This is a genomic window from Venatoribacter cucullus (assembly GCF_016132445.1).
Lineage (GTDB): Bacteria > Pseudomonadota > Gammaproteobacteria > Pseudomonadales > Oceanobacteraceae > Venatoribacter > Venatoribacter cucullus.
The window spans coordinates 50,322-72,539 of the sequence record NZ_CP046056.1 but is presented as its reverse complement, the minus strand read 5'-3'; the positions used below and the strand labels follow the sequence as shown (position 1 = coordinate 72,539).

Below are 22,218 nucleotides of genomic sequence, written 5' to 3'. Positions count from 1 at the left end.
CATCCGGAGGTTAACCCTCCGGATGCGGCTGGTCGGCAAACTGCGCGCGGATTTCCAGCATTTGCGGCAGTGCGTTATGGAAAGCCGGCAACAGACCGGGGTCAAAATGGGTACCGCTGTGCTCCTCAATAAAAACGACCGCACGCTCCAGCGGCCAGGCCGGTTTGTAAGGGCGTTCGCTGGTCAGGGCATCAAACACATCGGCCAGCGCCACGATGCGCGCCGGCAGTGGAATATTCTCCCCGGCCAGCCCGGCCGGATAACCGCTGCCGTCCCATTTTTCGTGATGGTGCAGCGCAATAAGACGCGCCATTTGCAGCAGTTCATCGTCGTGCTCGCCGATAATCTCGGCGCCGATTTCACTGTGTTTCTGCATAAAGGCCCACTCATCGGCATCCAGTTTGCCGGGTTTCAGCAGGATGCGGTCGGGAATACCGATTTTGCCAACATCGTGCATGGGGGCGGCGTTAAACAATAATTCCACCGAGGCCTCACCCAGGCCGGCTTCGCGAGCGATCAGTCGGCAGAAATGGCTCATGCGCAGGATGTGGTTGCCGGTTTCGTTGTCACGGAATTCCGCCGCCCGGCCCAGCCGGTAAATAATCTGCTGGCGCGTGCCATAAAGCTGCGCCGTGCGCTCCTGCACCAGCCGCATCAGTTCGCGGTGCTGGTCGTACAGAGCCAGATGGGTTTTTACCCGGGACAACACCAGCGGCGGACTGATGGGTTTGGTGATGTAATCCACCGCCCCCAGCGCCAGGCCGTGCTGTTCATCTTCCACTTCACTCATGGCGGTGATAAAGATCACCGGAATATCGCGGGTATCCGGGTTGGCTTTCAGCCGTGCGCAGACGTCATAACCGGACAGGCCCGGCATCATGATATCCAGCAAAATCAGGTCCGGCGGGTGGTTGTGAGCAATGCTCAGTGCTTTGTCGCCGTTCAGCGCCACCCGGGTATGGTAATGCGGGCGCAGCACGGCGTTCAGAATATCCAGGTTTTCGGCCACGTCATCCACCAGCAGGATGGTGTGGCGATGGTCCGCAGAATGATCAGCAGAATGGTCCGTCATTCTTCACCTCCGGTCGTATCAGACCCCAGTATCCGCTGCAGCTGCTGTAAGGCCTGATCATAGTCATAACGATCAACAGCCTGTTGCAGTGCCGCCGCGAACTCAGCCAGCCCGCCCTGTTCCAGCTGCGGCATCAACGCCGCTAACTGTTCACCGGCGGCCCCATCGTCATCGGCCAGCAACCGTTGCAGCTCCCGCAAGCCGTTAGTCACAGATGCCGGAACAACCACACCTGACGGGCTGTTAACATCGGCGGCGGCGGCAACCTGATGCATCTGCAAAGCCGAGATAAGCTCCGCAACACCGGTTTCTACGGCTGCCAGCGTGGCGGGAACCTGATCCTGTTGCTGATGCCGCAAGGCGGCTTCCAGTTCGGCCGCCAGATGCATCAGGTCATGCGCACCAATATTACCGGCCAGCCCTTTCAGTGTGTGCGCCAGGCGCACCGCTTCTTCCTGTTCGGCCCTGGCCAGCGCGCTGCGGATCTGCGCCGCCACACCCGCCTGACTGTCGTGGAAGCGTTGCAGCAATTTGCGCAACAAAACACGGTTACCACCCAGACGCTGTAAGGCGACCTCCAGCTGTAATCCGGCGATATGAGGCAACGGCGCGTCATCAATAACCGGCAGCGCCGGTGTGACCGCCGCCGCTGGGTTACGGATCCAGCGCTGCAGCGTCATAAACAGCTGCTGCACATCCAGCGGCTTGGTAATATGGTCATCCATGCCCGCTTCGCGGCAGCGCTCTTTATCGGCCTCCATGGCATTGGCGGTCATGGCCAGAATGGGCAACGAGCGGAAACGTTCCTGGGCACGGATACGCCGGGTGGCTTCGTAACCATCCATCACCGGCATCTGACAATCCATCAGTACGGCGTCATACGGACGCTGCGCCACCAGCGATAAGGCTTCAGCACCATTATTGGCAACGTCAGTATGAATGCCGGCCTGGGCCAGAATTTCCACCGTCATTTCCTGATTCAGCTCGTTATCTTCCACCAGCAGAATGTGACTGCCACGCAGGGCCGCGCGGGCGCCGGCCGACTGGTCGGCGCGCTGACGTTTACGGGTACGGCGCACGCCGTCACGACCAAAGGCCTGCAGAATACCGTCCAGCAAACCGGATGGGGTTACGGGTTTTTCCAGCACCGCCGCCACGGGTAAATCCTGCAGCTGTTCCAGCAGGTCATCACGGCTGTAGGCGGTCGCCATCACAATTCGGGGGCGCTGTTCGGCGGGCAGAGCCGTCATCAGCTGTTGCAGCAGATTTACCCCATCCATGCCCGGCATCATCCAGTCCAGCAGCAGCAACTGATAGGGCTGTCCCTGCGCACAAGCCGCCTGCAGACGCTGCAGAGCGGTCGCGCCATCGGCCACGGCATCGGCACTAAAATGCAGCGACTGCAGCATGGTCTGGAAAATCTCCCGGGCACTGGCGTTGTCGTCCACCACCAGAATGCGGATATCGGTCAGGTCTTTATCGTCAACCTGCAGCTCGCGCTGCCGCTCCTGCACACCCAGAGGTACCCGGAACCAGAAGGTGCTGCCGATACCGGGTTCCGAATCCACACCGATTTCACCGCCCATTAAATCCACCAGCCGCTTGCTGATGGCCAACCCCAGCCCGGTACCACCAAACTGCCGCGAGGTAGACGAATCGGCCTGGGTAAAGGCCTGAAACAACTGCTGCAGCTGTTGTTCATTCATACCAATACCGGTATCGGTAACATCAAACCGCAACCAGGCCTGACTGTCCTGCCGCTGCTCGGTACTGATCGACAGGCGGATTTCACCACGTTGGGTGAACTTAATGGCGTTGCTGAGCAGGTTATTCAGAATCTGACTCAGGCGCAGCGGATCACCGATCAGCCCGGTCGGCACCTCGGAATTAATATCGAACAACAGTTCCAGGTCTTTTTCCTGTGCCCGCAACATGGCCAGATCCACCAGGCCACTGAGTACGTCTTCAAGCAGGAAATCGACCCGTTCAAAATGCATTTTGCCCGCTTCGATTTTCGAGAAATCCAGAATGTCGTTAATAATGCCCAGCAACCCCTGCGCCGCAGTGCTGATTTTTTCCACGTAGTTGCGCTGGCGCTTATCCAGCCCGGTACTCAATGCCAGATGCGCCATCCCCATAATCACATTCATCGGGGTACGGATTTCATGGCTCATATTGGCAAGGAAGTCTGACTTCAGGCGGGTGGCGTCTTCGGCCAGCGCCCGCGCTTCTTCCTGGGCGCGTTGCGCTTCTTTTTGCGCAGCAATATCAATAAGGGTGCCGACCACACCGGCGATACGGCCATCGCTACCGGAATAGCTGGCCAGAGAATAGAGCACCGGGTGCACCACGCCGGTGGCATCCGGAATCTGCATTTCGGCCATATAGGTACCGCCGTGTTGCAGAACACGTTCGTTGGCTTCCTGATATTCCACCCGCTCCTGCGCCGGCAAGGCAATAAACTGCAGTACGGTTTTACCAATCAGCGACTCTCGTTCGACGCCAAAAAACTCCAGAAAGGCCTGGTTAAACCCGAGATAACGGGCATCGCTGTCTTTGAAAAACACCGGATACGGCAGGGTATCCAGCAGTACCCGCTGAAACTCCAGCTGGTCGGCAATGGTGTGCTCGTATTGTTTTCGCTCGGTGATATCTCGCACCGTGACACAGGTAGATTCAAGCCGATCAGCAATCTGCGGCAAACGGGTAAGCCCCAGCTCCACCGGAAACTCATGACCATCGGCGTGCAGCGCACGGAACTCGCCATTTACGCTGTCCATGGCCCGCTGGGCATTACTGCGCATAAAGGCTTCACGGTACTGCACATGGCGTTCACGCGCGGCAGCCGGCATCAGTTCTTCTACCCGCAGGCCAATCAGGCGGCCCGGCTGATAACCAAATTGCTGATGGGCTTTGGGGTTGGCAATAACAACCACACCCTGATCATCCACCACCAGCATGCCATCCGGCGCAAATTCAATAATTTGCCGGTACCAGCGTTCGGCATCACTGAAACGCTGCCGCTCGGCTTCCAGTTGCTGCAATACCGTACCGGTATGGCGGATAGCACTGGCCAGTTCCTGGATTTCTTCCGGATCATTACGCTGCGCCGAATGCTCACTGGCTTCTTCCCAGGCGCCGCGATGAACGGCACCGGTCAGTTGCAGTACCGGGCTGAGTACCCGCTTAAAAAAGAACCCGCGCAGTACCAGCAACACCAGCAGCAGACTGATCAGTACCAGCACCAGGGCCACGGTTCCGGCAACCTGAGAGCGGTATTCCAGTACGCTGACGCGCTGCTCGGTACTATTGCGCACGGACGTTTGTAATTCCTGTAAGGCGCCGACCGTTGCGGTCGAAGCGCGCTGGTATTCTGCGCCGAACAACAGCTGCACCGCCTGCTCCCAATGTCCTTCCCGGGCCGCCAGTAACGCGTCCATCTCCAGATGCTCAGCTTGCTGGGCTTGCTGTTTGATGATCAGCAGCAGATTCATTTCCCCGCTACTCAGGCTGTGCGTCACAAACTCTTGCAACGCCAGCTCGGCGCGCCGGGAGACCGTCTTTTCATACAGGTAGTTCTGGTAATAATTTTCGCCGTTGGTCACCACATAGCTGTGGACGGCTTGTGTCAGAGCGTGGGTAGCGGCCTGCAGCTGGCTGAGGGAATCCAGTACGTCGTGCATCTGTTGCGAGGTGTCGCGATGCTCGCGGTTAAACACCAGCGCCAGGCCGACACTGAGACAGGCTAACGCCAATAACAGAATCACCAACACGGTTAACAGATTTCCGGATCTCTGCAGACGCACGTTCAGCACCAAGGTTTTATTTACGGTGCCTGAAACACTAGCACAGCTTCGTGTAGCGCACTGCCGCGGCACCAGTCTTACGCCGGTTTCTGCTGGACACAATATGCCAATCATTCAGCCAGCATGAAAATTAATCCCATACAACTAATGATGGCTTGTAGATTTCTGCCATCCTGCTATTAATTACACCCCTGTCAGAAGCGGAAGCAGTTCACACTTTATGACCGTTAACACCATCCAATACCTGTTCCGTCTTGGCCGGCAGGTTGCTGTATTGCTTGCGTGTACGCTGTCAGGGGTGGCCAGCGCCGGTTTCATTGAAATACCCGCCAGCCCGCAGCATATAGCCCTGCTGCAACAGGGCGGACTGGTGATCTATATGCGCCATGGCCGTACCGATGCCCGCATCCCAGACCAGATTCCGGTCAATCTGAATGATTGCAGCAGTCAGCGTCCGCTGACCGATGCCGGTCGGCAGACGCTGGATAACATTGGCCAGTATGTCACTCAACTGAATATTCCCTACCAAAGCGTCATCAGCAGTCCGTTCTGCCGGGCCCGGGAAAGTGCCCAGCGGGTATTTGGCGATGCCATTGCTATCGATATTGACCTGCGCTACACCGCCGCCATGCCTGCCGCCGAGCGCAAACCCGCCGTTGAGCGCACCCGTTTGCATCTGTCGGAACCGGTAAGCCCCATGGGTACTAACCGCATTGTGGTTGCCCATGGCCCGAATATCGCGGAGCTGATGGATTATTTACCCAAAGAAGGCACGCTGATTCTGTTCCGGCCGCTCGATCAGGGACGCTTTGAGTATCTGGCCAGTATTCCACCGGCACACTGGCCAGAGCTGCTGCGACAATGGCAAACGGAGAATACGCTGCGATGAAAGCCAGCCACCGTTTGCGCCTGTTGTTGTTGTTACCTGTGGTCACGGTGGTGCTGTTGGCAACCGTCATTGTGTTGCTGTCGCTGCACAACATTCGGGGGCACTTCGCCACCTCCGGCGCCGCCCAGCATGCGGATCTTGAAGTGATCGCCCGGATGGCGGATTTTTCGCGCCGCATCAACGAAGTTCATAACGCCACCATCAGCGCCTTACGCGGCGCCATGGCGGATAACCTGGACGAATTGCAGCTGTACCGCCAACACCGGAACATTGTCGATGAGCTGGAACAACTGGACGGCCTGGTGCAGCAACTGACCGGTTCCGAGCTGATGATTTCCGCCAATCACAACAGCGCTCATGAGCTACAGGAAGAATTCCGCGCCTATCGTCATTCTGTGATTATGGCGACCGACGTCATTGCCGTTGATCCGCAGGTCGCCGACGAATTTATCAGCCAGGCCGCCGCCCACTTCCGCGAGTTTTCGCTCTACACCAGCATTGTGTCCGGCCGTCTGGCCGAACGTTCGCAAGTGCGCACGACTGAGCAGAATGCGCTGGTTAATAACGCTCTGTGGCAAGTGCTGATCACCGGGTTGTTATCGCTGTTGTTGCTGTTTTCGGTCGCCTTTCTGGTCGCACGCCGGGCCAGCACGCAAATACTGCAGATTGCCGATGCCTTAACCACCCTCAGCCGCAGCGAACAACAGGAAATCCCCCTGCCGCAGATTGAAGCCATGCAGCATGGTCAGGGAGAACTGGCCGGCATTGCCGGTACCCTGCTGAAGTTCCGTAACGCCATTGAGCGCCAACGTGCCGCCGAGCAGAAAGCCTTTGAACTGGCATTTTATGATCCGGTGACCGGCCTGCCGAACCGGCGCTTACTGGCCGAACATCTGGAACATGCGCTGGCGCTGGGGCAAAAAAACAACACCTGGACAGCACTGCTGCTGCTGGATCTGGATGGTTTCAAAACCATTAACGATCTGCATGGTCACCGGTTCGGCGACCAGTTGCTGGCCGAAGTAACCGGCCGCTTTACGGCGCAGTTGCAGGACCATGGCACTCTGGCTTGTCTGGGCGGCGATCAGTTTGTGCTGCTGCTGGATGGGTTAAATGGCAACAGCCGCGACGCAGCCCTGCAAGCCCGCCAGCTGGCCAAGGAACTGGCTGGCTGTCTGCAGGCTCCGGTGCAGCTGCAGGACATTACCCTGTACATCTCAGCCAGCATTGGCATCAGCATGATCCAGCAACCGCCGGAACTGCCAGAGCAACCGCTGCAGTTTGCCGAAGCGGCGATGTATCAGGCCAAAACCGAGGGCCGTGGCATTATCCGCTTCCACGATGCCGGCATTCAGCAACGGCTGGAAGAACGGGCATTTATGGAGCTGGAGCTGCGCCAGGCGGCTGAACGCGATGAGCTGGTGCTGTATTACCAGCCACAGGTAGGCAATAACGATAAGGTTGATGGCGCCGAAGTGCTGCTGCGCTGGCAACATCCGCAACGGGGCCTGATTCCGCCGATGGATTTTATTCCGCTGGCGGAAGAAACCGGCCTGATTATCGGTATCGGCCAATGGGTACTGGAACAAGCCTGCGCACAACTGGCACAGTGGCAACAGGATCCGGCGCTGGCGGAACTGAGCCTGGCGGTCAACGTCAGCGCCCGGCAATTCAGCGAAGCCGGCTTTGTGCAGCAGGTAGCGGATATTCTGCACGCCACCGGCGCTAACCCACACCGCCTGAAGCTGGAGCTGACCGAAAGCACCCTGCTGCACAATATGGAAGACACCATTGCCCGCATGCAGGAACTGCAACAGCTGGGCGTGCAGTTTTCACTGGATGATTTCGGTACCGGCTACGCCTCACTGCAGTATCTGCAGCGACTGCCGCTGGACCAGTTAAAAATTGACCGTTCTTTTGTGCAGGGGCTGCTTAGTGGCGACAGCGACCCGGCCATTGTGCGCGCCATTATTGCCATGGGGCAGGCGCTGCATCTGGAAGTGATCGCCGAGGGTGTGGAAGAACGCAGCCAGCAGCAGAATCTGGCGTTGCTGGGCTGCAGCCATTATCAGGGTTACTTATTCAGTGCTCCGGTGCCGCTGGCGCATTTTGAACAGTGGTGCCTGCAGCACCATAACGCCAGCCAGCCGGCTTAAAAATAGTAACCCAGCTGAATGTTGAAAAAGGTATCCGTGCCGCGCGCACCGTCGCCGGCGGCAAAGGCGGTTTTATAGTCGCCGGGGCCGATAAAGGGCACATTCCTGGCGCTGGTAATATCGAAGTTGGTGTACAGCTCGCCGGTCACCACCATGATGCCCAGCGTGTTGATCTCGGAATCACTGAAGCCGGCATGGTCTTTGTAAACCCGGTTCCAGTCGTTATACAACCGCACCTGATCCACAATGCCGCCCTCCCAGGGCAGATCATAGCTGAGGTTAAACACCACCATATTGGCTTTGGCCGCGGCCAGATAGGTAGCACCAAAACCACCCAGCTGTACCGACGAACGGCTGACGCCGGCCGGGTTTTCCGCACTGTAGATATAGCGCATCAGCTGGGTTTCCACCCCGAAACGGCCATAACTGGCGGTGTAATGCAGTGCCGCTGCCGCTACTGAGCCCATTCCCCGGGTGGTCTGGTTGTATAAGCCACCGTATTGCACGGATACCCCGGCTTCCGCCCGCTCCTGCAGTGCGTAGGCCGCCCGCAGGTTCAGCTGATGGGTTTCCTGATTCTGCTGTGGGCCATTATTGGTGTCCGACACCACATCAAACGAAAAACGTTGCGGATCGGTGGGCGAGGCATCACCACTGGCAAAATAGGCCGCCTGCAGATCCCAGCGGCCCGCTTTGGTCAGCACTTTTACGCCGCTGTCGTAATCATCGTTAAAGCCCAGATACAGGCTGGCATCGCTCCAGTAACTGTGCGATTCGTAGGGCAGAATGCCAAAGGGCACCTTGGTGATGCCGACCTGAATTTCGGTCTGTTCGGTCAGGTCGGTGGCAAAGTAAGCATGGTGAACCATGGCGCCGTTGGCGGCATCGTACCAGCGGTACTGGGCCGATAACCGCACGGCGCGGTGCAGGGTATCAATGCCCAGTGTCAGCGCATTAAAGCGGAAATCGCCGCCCCGGTCGGTCTGAGCGTCATTCCAGTCCTGCACGGTGTAATTCAAGCGCACACTGCCACTGATGCGCAGATCTTCCAGCGCACTGACGCGCTCATCCAGGGTCTGATCCACGGCCTGTACTGCCAGCGGGGTCAGCAGCGCCAGCATAAGCGCGCTCTGGCCTGTAAGCGTTGCAAGTCGTTGCATAAGATTACCCGTAAAAACTGACCATCCGGTCATAAAGTGGCGCATCTAAGCAAAAAAAGCCCGGACTGAATACCAGCAGAATGTAACGATGTTTAACCGGATGGGCGTTGCCGTTGTCTTAACAGCAAAGCAGCTGCGCCAGAAAATGCCAGCGGCAAGCGCTGTTGAGCGCGGGTGCAGGCTGCGGGTAACTCAGAAATCGGCCAGCATATTTTTCAGGCTGCTTAACGTCTCTTTGCCGCGCTGCTTCTGCTCTTCCACCGACACTTCGGTTTTGCCTTCCCACACCACATCGTCCGGCGGCAGTTCGTCGAGGAAGCGCGAGTGCGTGGTGTCCATGGCTTCGCCGAACTGGCGGCGCTTACCGGCGTAAGTGAGGGTTAAGGTGCGCTTGGCGCGGGTAATGCCCACATACATTAAGCGCCGTTCTTCTTCGATGGTGTCGGCTTCAATGCTGTTGCGGTGCGGCATCAGCTCTTCTTCCATGCCCATGATGTAGACGTGCGGAAACTCCAGACCTTTGGAGGCGTGCAGAGTCATCAGCTGCACCTGATCGGATTCGTCTTCCTGTTCCTGATTTTCCAGCATGTCGCGCAGAATCAGTTTCGACACCGCATCTTCAATGGTGCATTCGTCGCCCAGCTCGTCGGCCTTCTGAATCATCTTGCTGATGGAGTCGACCAGGAACCAGACGTTTTTCATGCGCCGCTCGGCCTGATTCGGCGTGCCGGAGCTTTGCGCCAGATAACTTTCATAGTCGATGTCGGTGATCATTTCCTTCACCGCCGCTACCGGGTCATCGGTGTAGGCGTTGCGGGTAATGCCATCCAGCCAGTGGCGGAAGCGGCGCAGGCGATCCAGCGCCTTCGGCATCAGCTGCTGCTCCAGCCCCATTTCCTCCACCGCCGCCAGCATCGAGGTGCCGCGCATGGCGGCGTACTCGCCCAGTTTTTCAATGGTGCTGGGGCCGATTTCCCGGCGCGGCGTATTGATGATGCGCAGAAACGCGGCGTCGTCGGCCGGGTTAATAATCAGCCGCAGGTAACCCATGATGTCTTTGATTTCGTTGCGGCCAAAAAACGACTGTCCGCCGCTGAGCTTGTACGGTACCTGATAGGCCTGCAGCTTCATTTCGATGGCGCGCGACTGATGATTGCCGCGGTACAGCACGGCAAAGTCGCGATAGCCGCAGCCATAGCGCAGACGGCGTTCGACAATTTCGGTGGCGATGCGCTCGGCTTCCACTTCGTCGTTGCGGCATTTCAGAATTTTGATCGGGTCGCCGTAGCCCATGTCGGACCAGAGTTTCTTTTCAAACTCGTGCGGGTTGTTATCAATCACGCGGTTAGCCGCGTTCAGAATCAGGCCGGTGGAGCGGTAATTCTGCTCCAGCTTCACCACTTTTAACGTGGGGAAGTCTTTTTTCAGCAGCGACAGGTTTTCCGGTTTAGCACCGCGCCAGGCGTAAATAGATTGGTCGTCGTCGCCCACCACGGTCAGGCCGGTGCGGTGGCCCACCAGCAGTTTTACCAGCTCGTACTGGCTGGTGTTGGTGTCCTGATACTCGTCCACCAGCAGGTAGCGGATTTTCTTCTGCCAGCGCGTCAGCACCTCGGGGTTATCGCGGAACAGCACGGTCGGCACCATGATCAGGTCGTCGAAATCGACGGCGTTGTAGGCCTTCAGCATGCGCTGATACACGGCGTAGGTTTGCGCGATCAGTTGCTCCTGCGGGCTGCCGGCCATGTTGATGGCCTGTTGCGGGGCGATCAGGTCGTTTTTCAGGTTGGATATGGCGTTCTGCACCAGCTCCAGCATATCGCCGTCGTCACCGTGCTCGCGCATCATCACGTCGCGCAGAATGCCTTTGCAGTCGTCCTGATCCAGAATCGAAAAGCCGTTTTTATAACCCGCCGCCAGCAGTTCGTGGCGGATGATGTTCAGACCCAGATTGTGAAAGGTCGATACCGTGAGGCCTTTGGCTCCGCCTTTGCCCACCAGCGCCATCACCCGCTCTTTCATCTCGCGGGCGGCTTTGTTAGTGAAGGTTACGGCGGCAATGTGGTGCGGCTTGATACCACACACACCAATCAGGTAGGCGATTTTGCGGGTAATTACCGAGGTTTTGCCCGAGCCGGCACCGGCCAGCACCAGCAGCGGGCCGTCCACGTATTTGGCGGCTTCTTTCTGACGGGGATTGAGCTGACTTAAATCGACCACGGGGTTACCTCACTAGCGGGCCGGCATTTTAGCAGCTCTGCCCGGTGAGGGAACCGATGGATAAAGGATGGCGAAAAAGAGCGGTGGGTTTTTCGTGTGGCTCAGTTCGCCGGGCGGCCGGGTTGAGCCATTTTGCTGGGCTTATTCCCCATATCCGGCTCGGAGTCGCGGGCCTCTTCACCAAAGAAGACCGGGCTGTTATAGGGGTTTGGGGTGCTCTGATGGTAATACAGCATGCCACCTACCATCGCGGCCAACACCAGTAAAAAGATAATCAGTTGTTTATTCATGGTTGTTCTCCTGTTGCAACTCAGTTTGGCAGCTTGTGTGGGTTATGCAAAGGCCGGCATCAGCCCGGCCGATAGCGGTCCAGGCTGCGGTAACTGAGCGCTTCCAACAGGTGCGGCCGGGCAATCCATTCGTCACCATTCAAATCCGCCACGGTGCGGGCAATTTTCAGCAAGCGGTGGTAACCGCGCGCCGACAGCTGCAGCTTTTCAATGGCGTTCAGAAACCAGTCTTCATCGGCCTGCTGTAACGCACAGAACTGCCCGCGCTGCTGTGGATCGAGCGCGGCATTGGCACAGCCCTGGCGTTGCCACTGACGCTGGCGCGCCGCCATCACCCGCGCCTGCACCGTGGCCGAACTTTCGCCGGGCGGCGCCTGCTGCAACAACGCCGGCGGCAGCGCCGGCACTTCCACATGCAGATCAATACGGTCGAGCAGCGGGCCGGAGGTCTGGCCCTGATAGCGGCGGATTTGTTCACTGGTGCAATGGCAGCGCCCGGACGGGTCACCGAAATAGCCACAGGGGCACGGGTTCATGGCAGCGATCAGCTGAAAGCGCGCCGGAAAGGTCATGGAGCGGTTGGCGCGGCTGATGACGATGCGGCCGTTTTCCAGCGGCTCGCGCAGCACGTCCAGCACCTTGCGACTGAACTCCGGTAGCTCATCAAGAAACAGCACGCCGCCATGCGCCAGCGATATTTCCCCCGGCTTAGGCGATGAGCCACCGCCCACCAGCGCCACACCAGACGCCGTGTGGTGTGGCGCACGGAAGGGCCGTACCCGCCAGCGCTGCTGCCAGTCGCTGCTCTGATTGCTGATGGAATACACCGAGGCCGACACCAGTGCTTCTTCTTCACTCATGGGCGGCAGAATGCCCGGCAAGCGGCTGGCCAACATGGTTTTGCCGGTGCCCGGCGGGCCGATAAACAAGAGGTTATGATCGCCAGCGGCGGCGATTTCCAGCGCCCGCCGCGCCTGCGGCTGGCCGCGCACATCACTCAGATCTGCGCTGTGCCATTGTGCCGGTGTTGCCGGCTCCGCGCGCTCAATCACGGTTAACGCCTGCAGTCCTTGCAGATAAGCCGTGACCTCACGCAGTTTGCTGGCGGCGCGGAATTCACCCTGATGGCACAACGCCGCTTCGCCGGCGTTCTGCACTGGCAACACCAGCGTGCGCCCGGCTTTGGCACTGTGCAGTGCGCACGGCAATACACCCGGCACCCGCTGCAGCTCGCCGCCTAAGGTCAGCTCGCCAATAAACTCATGCTGCTCCAGCAACGTTGCGGGAATCTGCTCCGACGCCGCCAGAATGCCCAGCGCAATGGCCAGATCGTAACGGCCACCCTCTTTGGGCAGATCGGCCGGCGATAAATTGATGGTGATGCGTTTGGCGGGAAACTCAAAATCGCTGTTCAGCAGCGCACTGCGCACCCGGTCTTTGCTTTCCTTCACCGCCGTTTCCGGCAACCCGACCAGGCTGAGCGAGGGCAATCCACCGGATAAGTGCACTTCCACCACCACCGGCGGCGCATCGATACCCGCCATGGCGCGGGTGTAAATTCGGGCAAGCGACATAGAGCATTCCTTGGCAATCCTTCAACCACCGGAAGGCTACTGCAAATTACGGAAACTCACCCAGAGTGGTGACCGTCTGTCACAAAAAACCAGCCGGATTTCTGATAAAAACGACGCAGTGCACGGCGGTGATTCTGCCTTGCCGCTAAAATGATGGCCAATTTCTTACCCGCCTGGCTTTTGCGGAGTTTATCCATGCCGATCCGATCGCACGTCCGACCTGTTGTTATGTTGCTGAGCAGCCTGTGGCTGGCCGCCTGCGGTGGCGGTGGTGGGTTTATTGAAGTGCCTAAAGAGCCGGATGCCCCGGCCAGCCAGTTCAACATCAGCGGCAGGCTTAGTATTGCCGCGGGCATCAGTGTCGATGGCGATACCAACGACCGGTTTGCTGAGTACACCAACAATGACGATCCAGATAATCCTCAGATAATCAGCAACAACGCCTTGGTACATGGCTTTGCTTCGGCGCGAGGCACCGGTGGAGATTCCAGTCAGGAACGCTTTACCAGCACTATTGATGAAGATGATTATTATCAGGTAAATCTGCAACAAGGCCAAACGGTACGGCTGCAGGTGGTCGATACCAGTGTTAGTAATGATCTGGATTTGTATCTGTTAGACAGCAGCGGCACAAACGATATCGATTTTTCCCAAAATGAAGGCGAGACTGGCAACCAGGAGGAAGTCTCTGCTCCAACCGATGGTGAATACCTGATTAACGTCAATGCCTTCTCCGGCATCTCCAAATACATCCTGCAGATTCTGCCGGCCAGCAGCACAACCGTTGCGCCGCCGGCCGATTTTGTCGCTGGTGAACTGGTGGTGCAGTACAAACCCGCTGTCGGTATCGCCAGCCGCAGCAGCGCCACGCAACCGCGTCCGCAGCTGGTGACAATGAACAGCGCTCGCACCGCCATGGTCAGCAGCAATGACCCGCTGCAGGTTTTTAACCCGGAACTGTACGAAAAACGCCGCACGCTGATCGAAGCCAAACGCATGCAAAAGCAGGATGACGTGGAATGGGCTGAGCCTAACTATATTGTCCAGCCTACTCTTATCCCCAATGACACCCACTATGCTCAACAGTGGCATTATCCGGCTATTAACCTGCCGCAGGCCTGGGATCTGAGCACCGGCGATGTCGACGCCCCGCAAGAACCCGTTATTGTGGCGGTGATCGATACCGGCGTGTATCTGGCCCACCCAGACCTGGCCCCGAAACTGGTACCCGGTTACGACTTTATCAGCAGCACCAGCATTTCCCGTGATGGTGACGGCATTGACGCCAACCCGGACGATCCGGGCGACAGCGATACCCCTGGCGCCAGCTCCTGGCACGGCACCCACGTCGCCGGTACGGTAGCCGCCCGCAGCAACAATGGTGTTGGCGTGGCCGGGGTCAGCTGGGGGGCGAAAATTATGCCGCTGCGGGCGCTGGGCAAGATTGGTAACACTTTTGATATTTCTGAAAGCATCCGCTTCGCCGCACGCCTTAGTAATGACAGTGGCACAATTCCTACTCGTAAAGCCGATATTATTAACCTTAGTCTTGGCGGTACTGGATTCTCCAATACATTACTCTCTGCCATTACCGACGCCCGTGATGCCGGGGTGATTATCGTTGCCGCCGCCGGTAACGAGAATGTTTCCACCCCCTTTTACCCCGCCGCTTATGAGGGGGTAATCGGCGTCAGTGCCACCAATCCGCAAGCGACCAAGGCCAGTTATTCCAACTTTGGCACCTACGTGGACATCGCCGCGCCAGGCGGCGAAATGCAGCAGGGCGTCGACTTTGGCGTGCTCAGTACCGTGGCAGACGACAGCAGCGGTGTGCGCGTCCCGGCGGTGGCATTTTCGCAGGGCACGTCCATGGCCGCCCCGCACGTGGCCGGCGTGATTGCGCTGATGAAGGCCGTGCATCCGGACTTAACTGAAGCTGAGTTGGTTAGCCTGATCAGCTCCTGTGCCATTACCAACAAAACCACCGCCTGCGGGCGTGATAACCAACTGGGCTATGGCCAGATTGATGCTTACAAAGCGGTAGCGGAAGCCCGGCGGCTGGCGGCCGGTGGCACCACACCTGCCCTGCCCGCCATTGTGCAGTCTGATAAAACCCAGCTGTTTTTTGCCAGCATTGTGTCCGAGCAAAGCTTTGTGCTGAGCAACGTCGGCGACAATGACGTGACCAAGCTTCAGATCACGGACAGCAGCAGCTGGCTGACCATTACCCCCTCCGCAGGCGTTAGCAATGGTTTGGGAACCTACACCGCCAGCGTTAACCGCACAGATCTGATCGACGGTGAATACGCTGGCACCATCCGGGTTACCTATGAAGACAGCACCGCTGCGGGAGTAACCAAAACCCTGCAATTCAGCGTCACCATGCAGGTAGGCACAGTGATCAGCGCCGGCGTCATGACCCAGCAATATGTGTTACTGGAAGACGCCGACTGCGTTACCGAAGACTGCGTGCTGCAGACTGTGTTTGCTGACAGCAGCACAGGTTACTTTGTGTTTAACGGGGTCGAGCCGGGTAATTACCGCCTGTACGCCGGTTCGGATATTGATGTGGACGGGCTGATCTGTGGTGCCGGTGAAACCTGCGGCGCCTACCCCAGCCTCGGGGCCGAGCAGATTATCCGCATCACCGACCGTAACGTTACTGGCCGGGATTTCCTGCTGAACCTGAACGGTGCCGGCGGCGTGGCCAGCAGTGGCACGCTGCAGATACAGAACCTGCAACCAGCCGGCCAGCCCGGCAAAGCACGCTGAGCTGAAAAGCCGTTATGGCAGCGCCTGATGCACGGCCTGCAATAACGGCAGCATCCGGCCGGCATCGTGCGGCGGCGCAATATAGCCACGGTAGCTGCCGTGACGATCAACAATCACCAGATTGGCGCTGTGGTCCATTAAATAGGGCTGATCGGGGCCGCGCTCCACCTTGCTGTAAATGGCGTTCAGTTCCGCCGCCAATACCTTTACGCCGGCTTCGTTGCCGGTAAAGGCCATAAAAGACGGGTTGAAGTAACGCAGATAGGGCGCCATGGATTCCGGTCTATCCCGCTGCGGGTCCACCGACACCATAATCACCTGCCAGTCAGCCCGCACGGCCTCCGGCAGTTGTTTCCACAGGCGGTTTAAATCCATCAGGGTGGTCGGGCAGATATCCGGACAGAAGGTATAGCCAAAAAACAGCAGCAGGTGCCGCCCACGCAGCTGCGCCACGGATACCGGCTGACCGTACTGATCCACAAACTGAGTATCAGAAACCGGTAAGCCACGGGCGAAAATCTGCACGCCATCCTGTTGCAACAGCGCCTGCTGCTGCCAGACCGGCCCTTTGGCGACCACGATGCCGAGGCTCAGAGCCGCCAGTAAGGGTAAAAACAGCAGAAACCAGCGTTGCATAAACTTTCTCCCGGTAAAAAAACCGCCGCAGTATAACAATTAACAAAACACCTGAACTGCGACCGGCTGTCGCAGTACCTGTTATAACAGGCGCTGCTGCAGCGCTGGCAAGCGTTGTTGTAAAAAGCTCTGCAGCGCCTGCACCCGGGCGCTGCGGCGCATATCTTTGTGGTACACAAACCACATCTGCGCCGGTTCGGTGTTCAGGCCGAAGTCGATACGCTGCAGCGTTTCATCCTGCCATTGCACCCGCTGCAGCCCCCCCACCGGGCCAATGCCCATGCCTTCGCGTACCGCCGAATAAATATCGGTGAAACTGTTGCTCTGAAAGGCGATCTGACTCGGGTCTAACCGCTCCAGTAACTGGCGAATACCCGAAATGCGGCGCTTTTCGCCACTGGGCATCACCCACCAATGCCGGTTTATGTCGGCCAGTGACTGCGGCCGGCCATAGCGGGCCAGATAATCGGCCGAGGCGTAATAGTGCATACGCGCCTGCAATAATGGCCGCGCCACCAGATCCGGCTCATGTGGTTCAGCACCCATACGGATGGCCACATGCACTTCGCCACTGGCCAGCGACAGTACATCGTCGGTGGCGACAATCTGCACCCGTACCTGCGGATACTGCTCGCGAAATTCGTGCAGCAGGGGCGTGAAAAAGCCGGAAAAATCCGACACGGTGGAAATGCGCAAGGTACCCGACGGCGTGGCATCCAGGGTAGATAAACTGCCCTGCAGACGCTGCATATCCGCCACAATCGGCCGCATTTTCTCCAGCAGCAGCTGGCCGGCATCGGTTAAGCGGTAGCCACGCTGATGACGGATAAACAGCTTCAGCCCCAGCTGTTCTTCCAGCCGGTTGACGTGACGCAGCACGGTGCTGTGGTTCATGCCCAGCTGCTCGCCAGCCCGGCTTAAACTGCCCGATTCCGCCACCTGCCAGGCAATGCGGATATCATCCCAACGGGTTTCCAACATATCAGCTCCCCCGGTTGTGCAGTTTTGCACAACAGTTGTCCGATTATGCCGGTTTTTAACGCGGACTAAAGCCGCTATGGTTAAAAAAGAATCATCAACGTCAACGGAGAGCATCATGCTGCGCAACACCACCGAAGGATTTGGCTGGGTCAGTATCGGCCTGCACTGGCTGATGGCACTGACCATTTTTGGCCTGTTCGGGTTGGGCTTATACATGGTGGAACTCACCTACTACGACGCCTGGTACCGCGGCTCGCTCGATCTGCACAAGAGCGTCGGCATTGTGCTGGCACTGGCCTGGCTGGCACGGGTGCTGTGGAAATTCAGCAATCCGCAGCCGCGGCCGCTGGGCAATAAAGCCTGGGAGCACAAGGTAGCCACCCTCACCCATGCGTTGCTGTACCTGCTGATGCTGGGGCTGTTTATCAGCGGTTATCTGATTTCCACCGCCGATGGCCGCAGCATTGAGGTGTTTGGTCTGTTCAACGTACCCGCCACGCTGACCGGTAAAGGTCAGGAGGAAACCGCCGGCCAGATTCATGAAATTCTGGCCTGGAGCCTGATCGGCCTGGTCGCTTTACACGCCGGCGCGGCAATTAAACACCATGTTTTCGATAAAGACCGGACGCTGGTCCGGATGCTGAAGGCGGGTAACCACCCGTCCGATTCACTTTGAAACTCAACGCAAAACCAAGGAGTTACACCATGAAAAAACTGTTACTGGCCACCGGCCTGAGCGCTGCCCTGCTGATGCCGTCCCTGTCCCAGGCGGCCACTTATGAAATTGATACCCAGGGCGCTCACGCCTTTATTCAGTTCAAGATTCAGCATCTGGGTTACAGCTGGCTGCTGGGCCGCTTCAATACCTTTGAAGGCCAGTTTGAATGGGATGCCAAGGCACCGGAGAAATCTTCCATTCAGGTGACCATCGACACCGCCAGCGTGGACTCCAACCATGCCGAGCGTGATAAGCACCTGCGCAGCGCGGATTTCCTGAACGTGGGCAAACACCCGCAATCAACCTTCAAGAGCACCGGCTACAAAGCCACCAGCGCTAACGAAGGCGTACTGAGCGGTGATTTCACTCTGAACGGCGTGACCAAAGCCATCAGCTTCCCGGTGAAAGTGGTTGGCGAAGGTAAAGACCCATGGGGCGGCTACCGCGCCGGTTTTGAAGGTAAAACCACGCTGAAGCTGGCTGACTACGGCATCAACTACAACCTCGGCCCGGCGTCTACCGAAGTAGAAATCGAGCTGCATGTCGAAGGTATCCGCAAGTAAGCCTTCGCTTTCTGCGGTAACGAAACGGGAGGCCTTGGCCTCCCGTTATTTATTGGGCACTGCTGCTCTTACGCGGCTTTGGCCTCCCGCTTTTTTTGCCCGCCTGGCGGTGCTTATTTCAGAAGTTGCTTCTGCAACTCGCCGTAAACCCATCCATGGGGGCTCGAGTGCGCCATCCCTGGCGCACACGGTTGCCTCATCAACATTCTGAAATGCACCCAGGCTAGATTGGCAGAAGCGTTTACGCGTACGGAGCGTTTCTGGCTGGGCATTCCGGCATGCAGCGAAAAGACCGTGTGCGCCAAGGATGGCGCACCCGAGCCTACAGGGACGTATTCACGGCGAGTCTTTGAGCTGTGCGCCGGAATAAAGCCCTAAGACAGAAGCAGCGTTAAAGAGCCGCCGAAAACGCCATAAAAAAACGGGAGGCCAAAGCCTCCCGTTTCGTCATCACTGTAATCCGGTTACGGCTTACAGGTCTTTCAGTGCCGCAATGGTGTCCTGCAGAACTTTCTTCGCGTCGCCGGATACCATCAGGGCGTTGTCGCGGATGAACAGTTCGTTCGGGATACCGGCGAAGCCCGGTGACAGACCACGTTTCACAACCACGACGGTGCGGGCGTTGTGTACGTCCAGAATCGGCATACCAAAGATCGGCGACGCCGGGTCTTTAGAGGCAGCCGGGTTCACCACGTCGTTGGCACCCAATACGATGGCTACGTCGGTCTGGGCGAATTCCGGGTTGATGCTGTCCATTTCGATCAGCTGATCGTACGGCACTTCGGCTTCGGCCAGCAGCACGTTCATGTGGCCCGGCATACGGCCGGCAACCGGGTGAATGGCGTATTTTACGTTGCAGCCTTTGGCTTCCAGCATATTGGCCAGTTCGCGGGTAGCGTGCTGAGCCTGGGCAACGGCCAGGCCATAACCCGGTACGAACACCACTTTCTGAGCGCCGTCGAGCAGCATGGCCAGTTCGTCAGCAGAAGAGAACTTCACTTTGCCTTCGTAGAAAGCATCGTTCTCAGACTTGCTCACGCCAGCAGTGGCTGCCATAGAACCGCCGAACAGTACGTTGGTCAGGGAACGGTTCATCGCCTTACACATGATGGAGGTCAGGATGATGCCGGACGCGCCCACCAGCGAACCGGTGATGATCAAACCGTTGTTGCCCAGTACGAAACCGGCCGCCGCGCCAGCCAGACCAGAGTAAGAGTTCAGCAGTGCCACAACCACCGGCATGTCGGCGCCACCGATCGGCATCACCAGACAGATACCCAGCACCAGACACAGCACGATCAGGCCCGCAATCAGCAGGTCAGAGTTCAGCGGGTCAACGGCGGCAAAGTACGCAGCACCGGCCAGCAGCGTCAGCAGGCACAGTTTAACGATCCATTTGAACAACTTAACGTTGGTGGCATCGCCGATTTTGCCTTTCAGCTTGCCCACGGCCACGAAGGAACCGGTCAGAGTCACGGCGCCAATCAGGATGGACAGAATCACCGCGATGGACCAGTCGTAGGTCGGTACGAAGTTACCGGCTGCGCCCAGTTTCTGGCTTTCCAGATAGTTGGCTGCCGCTACCAGCAGAGAAGCACCGCCACCGATACCGTTCAGGCTGGCGACCATTTCCGGCATATCGGTCATGGCCACTTTCTTCGCCATGAAAACACCGATAGCACCACCGATCAGAATACCAACGATGATCCAGGTGTAATCGACCACGTTGTAGTCGAGCAGTGCCGCAACCACCGCCACCAGCATACCGATGGCCGACATCTGGTTACCGCGCACGGCAGTTTTCGGTGCGGTCATGCCTTTGATGCCCATGATGAACAGCACCGCAGCAACGAGGTAACCCAGGTTGATCAGAATATCCATTGTCGTCCGCTACCTTATTTCTTTTTGAACATGTTCAGCATGCGGTCGGTCACCATAAAACCGGCCACAATGTTGATAGTGGCCAGCACGATGGCGGCCACGCCCAGTACGGTGGACAGCACGGTGGTGTGATCGCTGCCGCCGGAGCTGATGATCGCGCCGACCACGACGATACCGGAGATGGCGTTAGTACCGCTCATCAGGGGGGTATGCAGGGTTGGCGGTACTTTGTTGATCACTTCCACACCGACGAAAATCGCCAGTACGAAGATGGTCAGGCTCATGATGAACATTTCCATCCGGCTTACTCCTGTTCAATCCGGGCTTTCAGGCCCGCGTGTTTGATGTCACCGTCCTCAGTCACCAGCGTGGCGGCCACGATGTCGTCCGCCATGTTGATGTTCAGCTGGCCTTCTTTGGCCATGTTCAGCAGGAAGGTGGAGATGTTTTTGGTCAGCAGCTGCGATGCGTGTACCGGTACGCGGCCCGGATGGTCGGTGTAACCAATAACGGCCACGCCGTCGATGTACACTTTCTCACCGGCCACCGTGCCTTCGACGTTACCGCCACGCTCGGCGGCCAGGTCCACAATCACGGAACCTTTCTTCATGTAGTGCAGCATGTCTTTGGTGATCAGACGCGGAGACATTTTGCCCGGAATGGCAGCGGTGGTGATGACCAGATCAGCCTGCGACACTTTGGCAGTCATCTGTTCACGCTGCTTACGGTAGAACTCTTCCGACTTCTCAGTGGCGTAACCACCGGTCGCACCGCCTTCTTCCTGCGGCAGGTCGAATTCCACGAACTTAGCGCCCAGAGATTCCACCTGCTCACGCACTTCCGCACGGGTATCGTAGGCTTCAACCACCGCACCCAGACGACGGGCGGTAGAGATGGCCATCAGACCAGCCACACCGGCACCAATGATGAATACGCGCGCCGGGTGAATGGTACCGGCAGCGGTCATCAGCATCGGGAAGTACTGTGGCAGTGCCATCGCACCGGTCAGTACGGAACGGTAACCGGAGATCGCACCCATAGAGCTGAGGACGTCCATCGACTGCGCGCGGGTGGTACGCGGAATGAATTCCAGCGCGAACGAACGCACGTTTTTAGCGGCCAGTTGCTGAATCAGCGGCAGGTTGAACCAGGCGTCCAGCATACAGATCAGAGTGCTGCCGTCTTTCAGCAGCGGCAGTTCTGAATCCAGCGGCTGACGGACTTTCAGAATGATGTCGGCCTGCTCGTATAACGAGGCGGCCGTGGGGGCAATGCTGGCACCGGCGCTGCGGTACTCGTCATCGCTGAAATGGGCTTCGTCACCGGCGCCTTCCTGCACCACCACTTCAAAGCCGGCATTGAGCAGGGTCTGAATCCCGGCGGGAATCAGCGCGACCCGGGCTTCCCCAGGATAAATTTCCTTAGGTACACCTAATAACATAGGTAAAACTCCTGTTGGATTAACTTGAATTCGGAATCAGCGAAGCGTGGGCCGGGCGC

Annotated in this window: 17 protein-coding genes; 5 read left to right on the top strand and 12 right to left on the bottom strand. The window is 58.0% G+C overall.

The features are described 5' to 3' along the window. Positions 1-10 precede the first annotated feature (10 nt). Positions 11-1,072 carry a response regulator gene (locus GJQ55_RS00295; RefSeq protein WP_228345520.1) on the bottom strand — a complete coding sequence of 354 codons (1,062 nt, stop codon included), beginning with the start codon at positions 1,070-1,072 and terminating at the stop codon, positions 11-13. Beyond that, on the bottom strand, positions 1,069-4,845 hold the full coding sequence (locus tag GJQ55_RS00290) for a response regulator (protein ID WP_228345519.1): 3,777 nt from the start codon (positions 4,843-4,845) through the stop codon (positions 1,069-1,071). Before GJQ55_RS00290 ends, GJQ55_RS00295 begins: the two co-directional genes overlap by 4 nt. Positions 4,846-5,098: 253 nt before the next feature. Between GJQ55_RS00290 and GJQ55_RS00285 the strand changes: the two genes are divergently transcribed. Both GJQ55_RS00285 and GJQ55_RS00280 read left to right on the top strand, forming a co-directional pair. Next, a complete protein-coding gene (locus GJQ55_RS00285) occupies positions 5,099-5,767 on the top strand; it encodes a histidine phosphatase family protein (RefSeq protein ID WP_228345518.1) in 669 nt (222 codons plus the stop codon). Further along, entirely contained in the window at positions 5,764-7,923 is a 2,160-nt protein-coding gene (locus tag GJQ55_RS00280) for a putative bifunctional diguanylate cyclase/phosphodiesterase (RefSeq protein WP_228345517.1), read from the top strand. Before GJQ55_RS00285 ends, GJQ55_RS00280 begins: the two co-directional genes overlap by 4 nt. Here the strand turns inward: GJQ55_RS00280 and GJQ55_RS00275 are convergent. The 5 genes from GJQ55_RS00275 to GJQ55_RS00255 all read right to left on the bottom strand — a co-directional run bounded on the left by GJQ55_RS00275 (position 7,920) and on the right by GJQ55_RS00255 (position 13,364). Continuing rightward, entirely contained in the window at positions 7,920-9,083 is a 1,164-nt protein-coding gene (locus GJQ55_RS00275) for a hypothetical protein (RefSeq protein ID WP_228345516.1), read from the bottom strand. The genes GJQ55_RS00280 and GJQ55_RS00275 overlap by 4 nt on opposite strands. Before the next feature lie 192 nt (positions 9,084-9,275). Further along, positions 9,276-11,303 (bottom strand): DNA helicase Rep, encoded by a 2,028-nt coding sequence (gene rep, locus GJQ55_RS00270; RefSeq protein WP_228345515.1) that lies wholly within the window; start codon positions 11,301-11,303, stop codon positions 9,276-9,278. Positions 11,304-11,404: 101 nt separating this feature from the next. After that, positions 11,405-11,593 (bottom strand): hypothetical protein, encoded by a 189-nt coding sequence (locus tag GJQ55_RS00265; RefSeq protein WP_228345514.1) that lies wholly within the window; start codon positions 11,591-11,593, stop codon positions 11,405-11,407. Positions 11,594-11,652: 59 nt separating this feature from the next. Beyond that, entirely contained in the window at positions 11,653-13,167 is a 1,515-nt protein-coding gene (locus GJQ55_RS00260; RefSeq protein WP_228345513.1) for a YifB family Mg chelatase-like AAA ATPase, read from the bottom strand. A gap of 56 nt (positions 13,168-13,223) precedes the next feature. Next, positions 13,224-13,364: a hypothetical protein gene (locus GJQ55_RS00255; RefSeq protein ID WP_228345512.1), complete on the bottom strand. Its 141-nt coding sequence runs from the start codon at positions 13,362-13,364 to the stop codon at positions 13,224-13,226. Here GJQ55_RS00255 and GJQ55_RS00250 point away from each other — a divergent pair. After that, positions 13,363-15,939 carry a S8 family serine peptidase gene (locus GJQ55_RS00250; RefSeq protein WP_228345511.1) on the top strand — a complete coding sequence of 859 codons (2,577 nt, stop codon included), beginning with the start codon at positions 13,363-13,365 and terminating at the stop codon, positions 15,937-15,939. The two genes, GJQ55_RS00255 and GJQ55_RS00250, sit on opposite strands and share 2 nt — an antisense overlap. Before the next feature lie 12 nt (positions 15,940-15,951). On the opposite strand, the gene GJQ55_RS00245 is transcribed toward GJQ55_RS00250, so the two are convergent. Together GJQ55_RS00245 and GJQ55_RS00240 are read right to left on the bottom strand one after the other, a co-directional pair. After that, positions 15,952-16,575, bottom strand: coding sequence for an SCO family protein (locus tag GJQ55_RS00245; RefSeq protein ID WP_228345510.1), 624 nt, complete (start codon positions 16,573-16,575; stop codon positions 15,952-15,954). A gap of 81 nt (positions 16,576-16,656) precedes the next feature. Beyond that, a complete protein-coding gene (locus tag GJQ55_RS00240; protein WP_228345509.1) occupies positions 16,657-17,556 on the bottom strand; it encodes a LysR family transcriptional regulator in 900 nt (299 codons plus the stop codon). Positions 17,557-17,671: 115 nt separating this feature from the next. Here GJQ55_RS00240 and GJQ55_RS00235 point away from each other — a divergent pair, with 115 nt between their 5' ends. Continuing rightward, positions 17,672-18,232: a cytochrome b gene (locus GJQ55_RS00235; protein ID WP_228345508.1), complete on the top strand. Its 561-nt coding sequence runs from the start codon at positions 17,672-17,674 to the stop codon at positions 18,230-18,232. Between the two features lie 29 nt (positions 18,233-18,261). Further along, the gene (locus GJQ55_RS00230; protein ID WP_228345507.1) at positions 18,262-18,837 is read left to right on the top strand and encodes a YceI family protein; all 576 of its coding nucleotides are present in this window, start codon (positions 18,262-18,264) and stop codon (positions 18,835-18,837) included. A gap of 471 nt (positions 18,838-19,308) precedes the next feature. Here the strand turns inward: GJQ55_RS00230 and GJQ55_RS00225 are convergent, their stop codons facing one another. From GJQ55_RS00225 to GJQ55_RS00215, 3 genes are read right to left on the bottom strand one after another with little or no spacing between them, the layout of a single operon-like run. Next, positions 19,309-20,718 carry an NAD(P)(+) transhydrogenase (Re/Si-specific) subunit beta gene (locus tag GJQ55_RS00225; protein WP_228345506.1) on the bottom strand — a complete coding sequence of 470 codons (1,410 nt, stop codon included), beginning with the start codon at positions 20,716-20,718 and terminating at the stop codon, positions 19,309-19,311. A 14-nt stretch (positions 20,719-20,732) separates the two neighbouring features. Then, entirely contained in the window at positions 20,733-21,017 is a 285-nt protein-coding gene (locus tag GJQ55_RS00220; protein ID WP_228345505.1) for an NAD(P) transhydrogenase subunit alpha part 2, read from the bottom strand. Between the two features lie 5 nt (positions 21,018-21,022). Then, positions 21,023-22,159 carry a Re/Si-specific NAD(P)(+) transhydrogenase subunit alpha gene (locus tag GJQ55_RS00215; RefSeq protein ID WP_228345504.1) on the bottom strand — a complete coding sequence of 379 codons (1,137 nt, stop codon included), beginning with the start codon at positions 22,157-22,159 and terminating at the stop codon, positions 21,023-21,025. Positions 22,160-22,218 lie beyond the last annotated feature (59 nt).

Coding starts and splice junctions, on each gene's coding strand:
- GJQ55_RS00295 (WP_228345520.1), bottom strand. CDS start 1,072: ATGACGGACCATTCTGCTGATCATTCTGCGGACCATCGCCACACCATC.
- GJQ55_RS00250 (WP_228345511.1), top strand. CDS start 13,363: ATGCCGATCCGATCGCACGTCCGACCTGTTGTTATGTTGCTGAGCAGC.
- GJQ55_RS00225 (WP_228345506.1), bottom strand. CDS start 20,718: ATGGATATTCTGATCAACCTGGGTTACCTCGTTGCTGCGGTGCTGTTC.
- GJQ55_RS00260 (WP_228345513.1), bottom strand. CDS start 13,167: ATGTCGCTTGCCCGAATTTACACCCGCGCCATGGCGGGTATCGATGCG.
- GJQ55_RS00275 (WP_228345516.1), bottom strand. CDS start 9,083: ATGCAACGACTTGCAACGCTTACAGGCCAGAGCGCGCTTATGCTGGCG.
- GJQ55_RS00285 (WP_228345518.1), top strand. CDS start 5,099: ATGACCGTTAACACCATCCAATACCTGTTCCGTCTTGGCCGGCAGGTT.
- GJQ55_RS00215 (WP_228345504.1), bottom strand. CDS start 22,159: ATGTTATTAGGTGTACCTAAGGAAATTTATCCTGGGGAAGCCCGGGTC.
- GJQ55_RS00280 (WP_228345517.1), top strand. CDS start 5,764: ATGAAAGCCAGCCACCGTTTGCGCCTGTTGTTGTTGTTACCTGTGGTC.
- GJQ55_RS00220 (WP_228345505.1), bottom strand. CDS start 21,017: ATGGAAATGTTCATCATGAGCCTGACCATCTTCGTACTGGCGATTTTC.
- GJQ55_RS00265 (WP_228345514.1), bottom strand. CDS start 11,593: ATGAATAAACAACTGATTATCTTTTTACTGGTGTTGGCCGCGATGGTA.
- GJQ55_RS00255 (WP_228345512.1), bottom strand. CDS start 13,364: ATGGATAAACTCCGCAAAAGCCAGGCGGGTAAGAAATTGGCCATCATT.
- GJQ55_RS00230 (WP_228345507.1), top strand. CDS start 18,262: ATGAAAAAACTGTTACTGGCCACCGGCCTGAGCGCTGCCCTGCTGATG.
- GJQ55_RS00235 (WP_228345508.1), top strand. CDS start 17,672: ATGCTGCGCAACACCACCGAAGGATTTGGCTGGGTCAGTATCGGCCTG.
- GJQ55_RS00240 (WP_228345509.1), bottom strand. CDS start 17,556: ATGTTGGAAACCCGTTGGGATGATATCCGCATTGCCTGGCAGGTGGCG.
- GJQ55_RS00245 (WP_228345510.1), bottom strand. CDS start 16,575: ATGCAACGCTGGTTTCTGCTGTTTTTACCCTTACTGGCGGCTCTGAGC.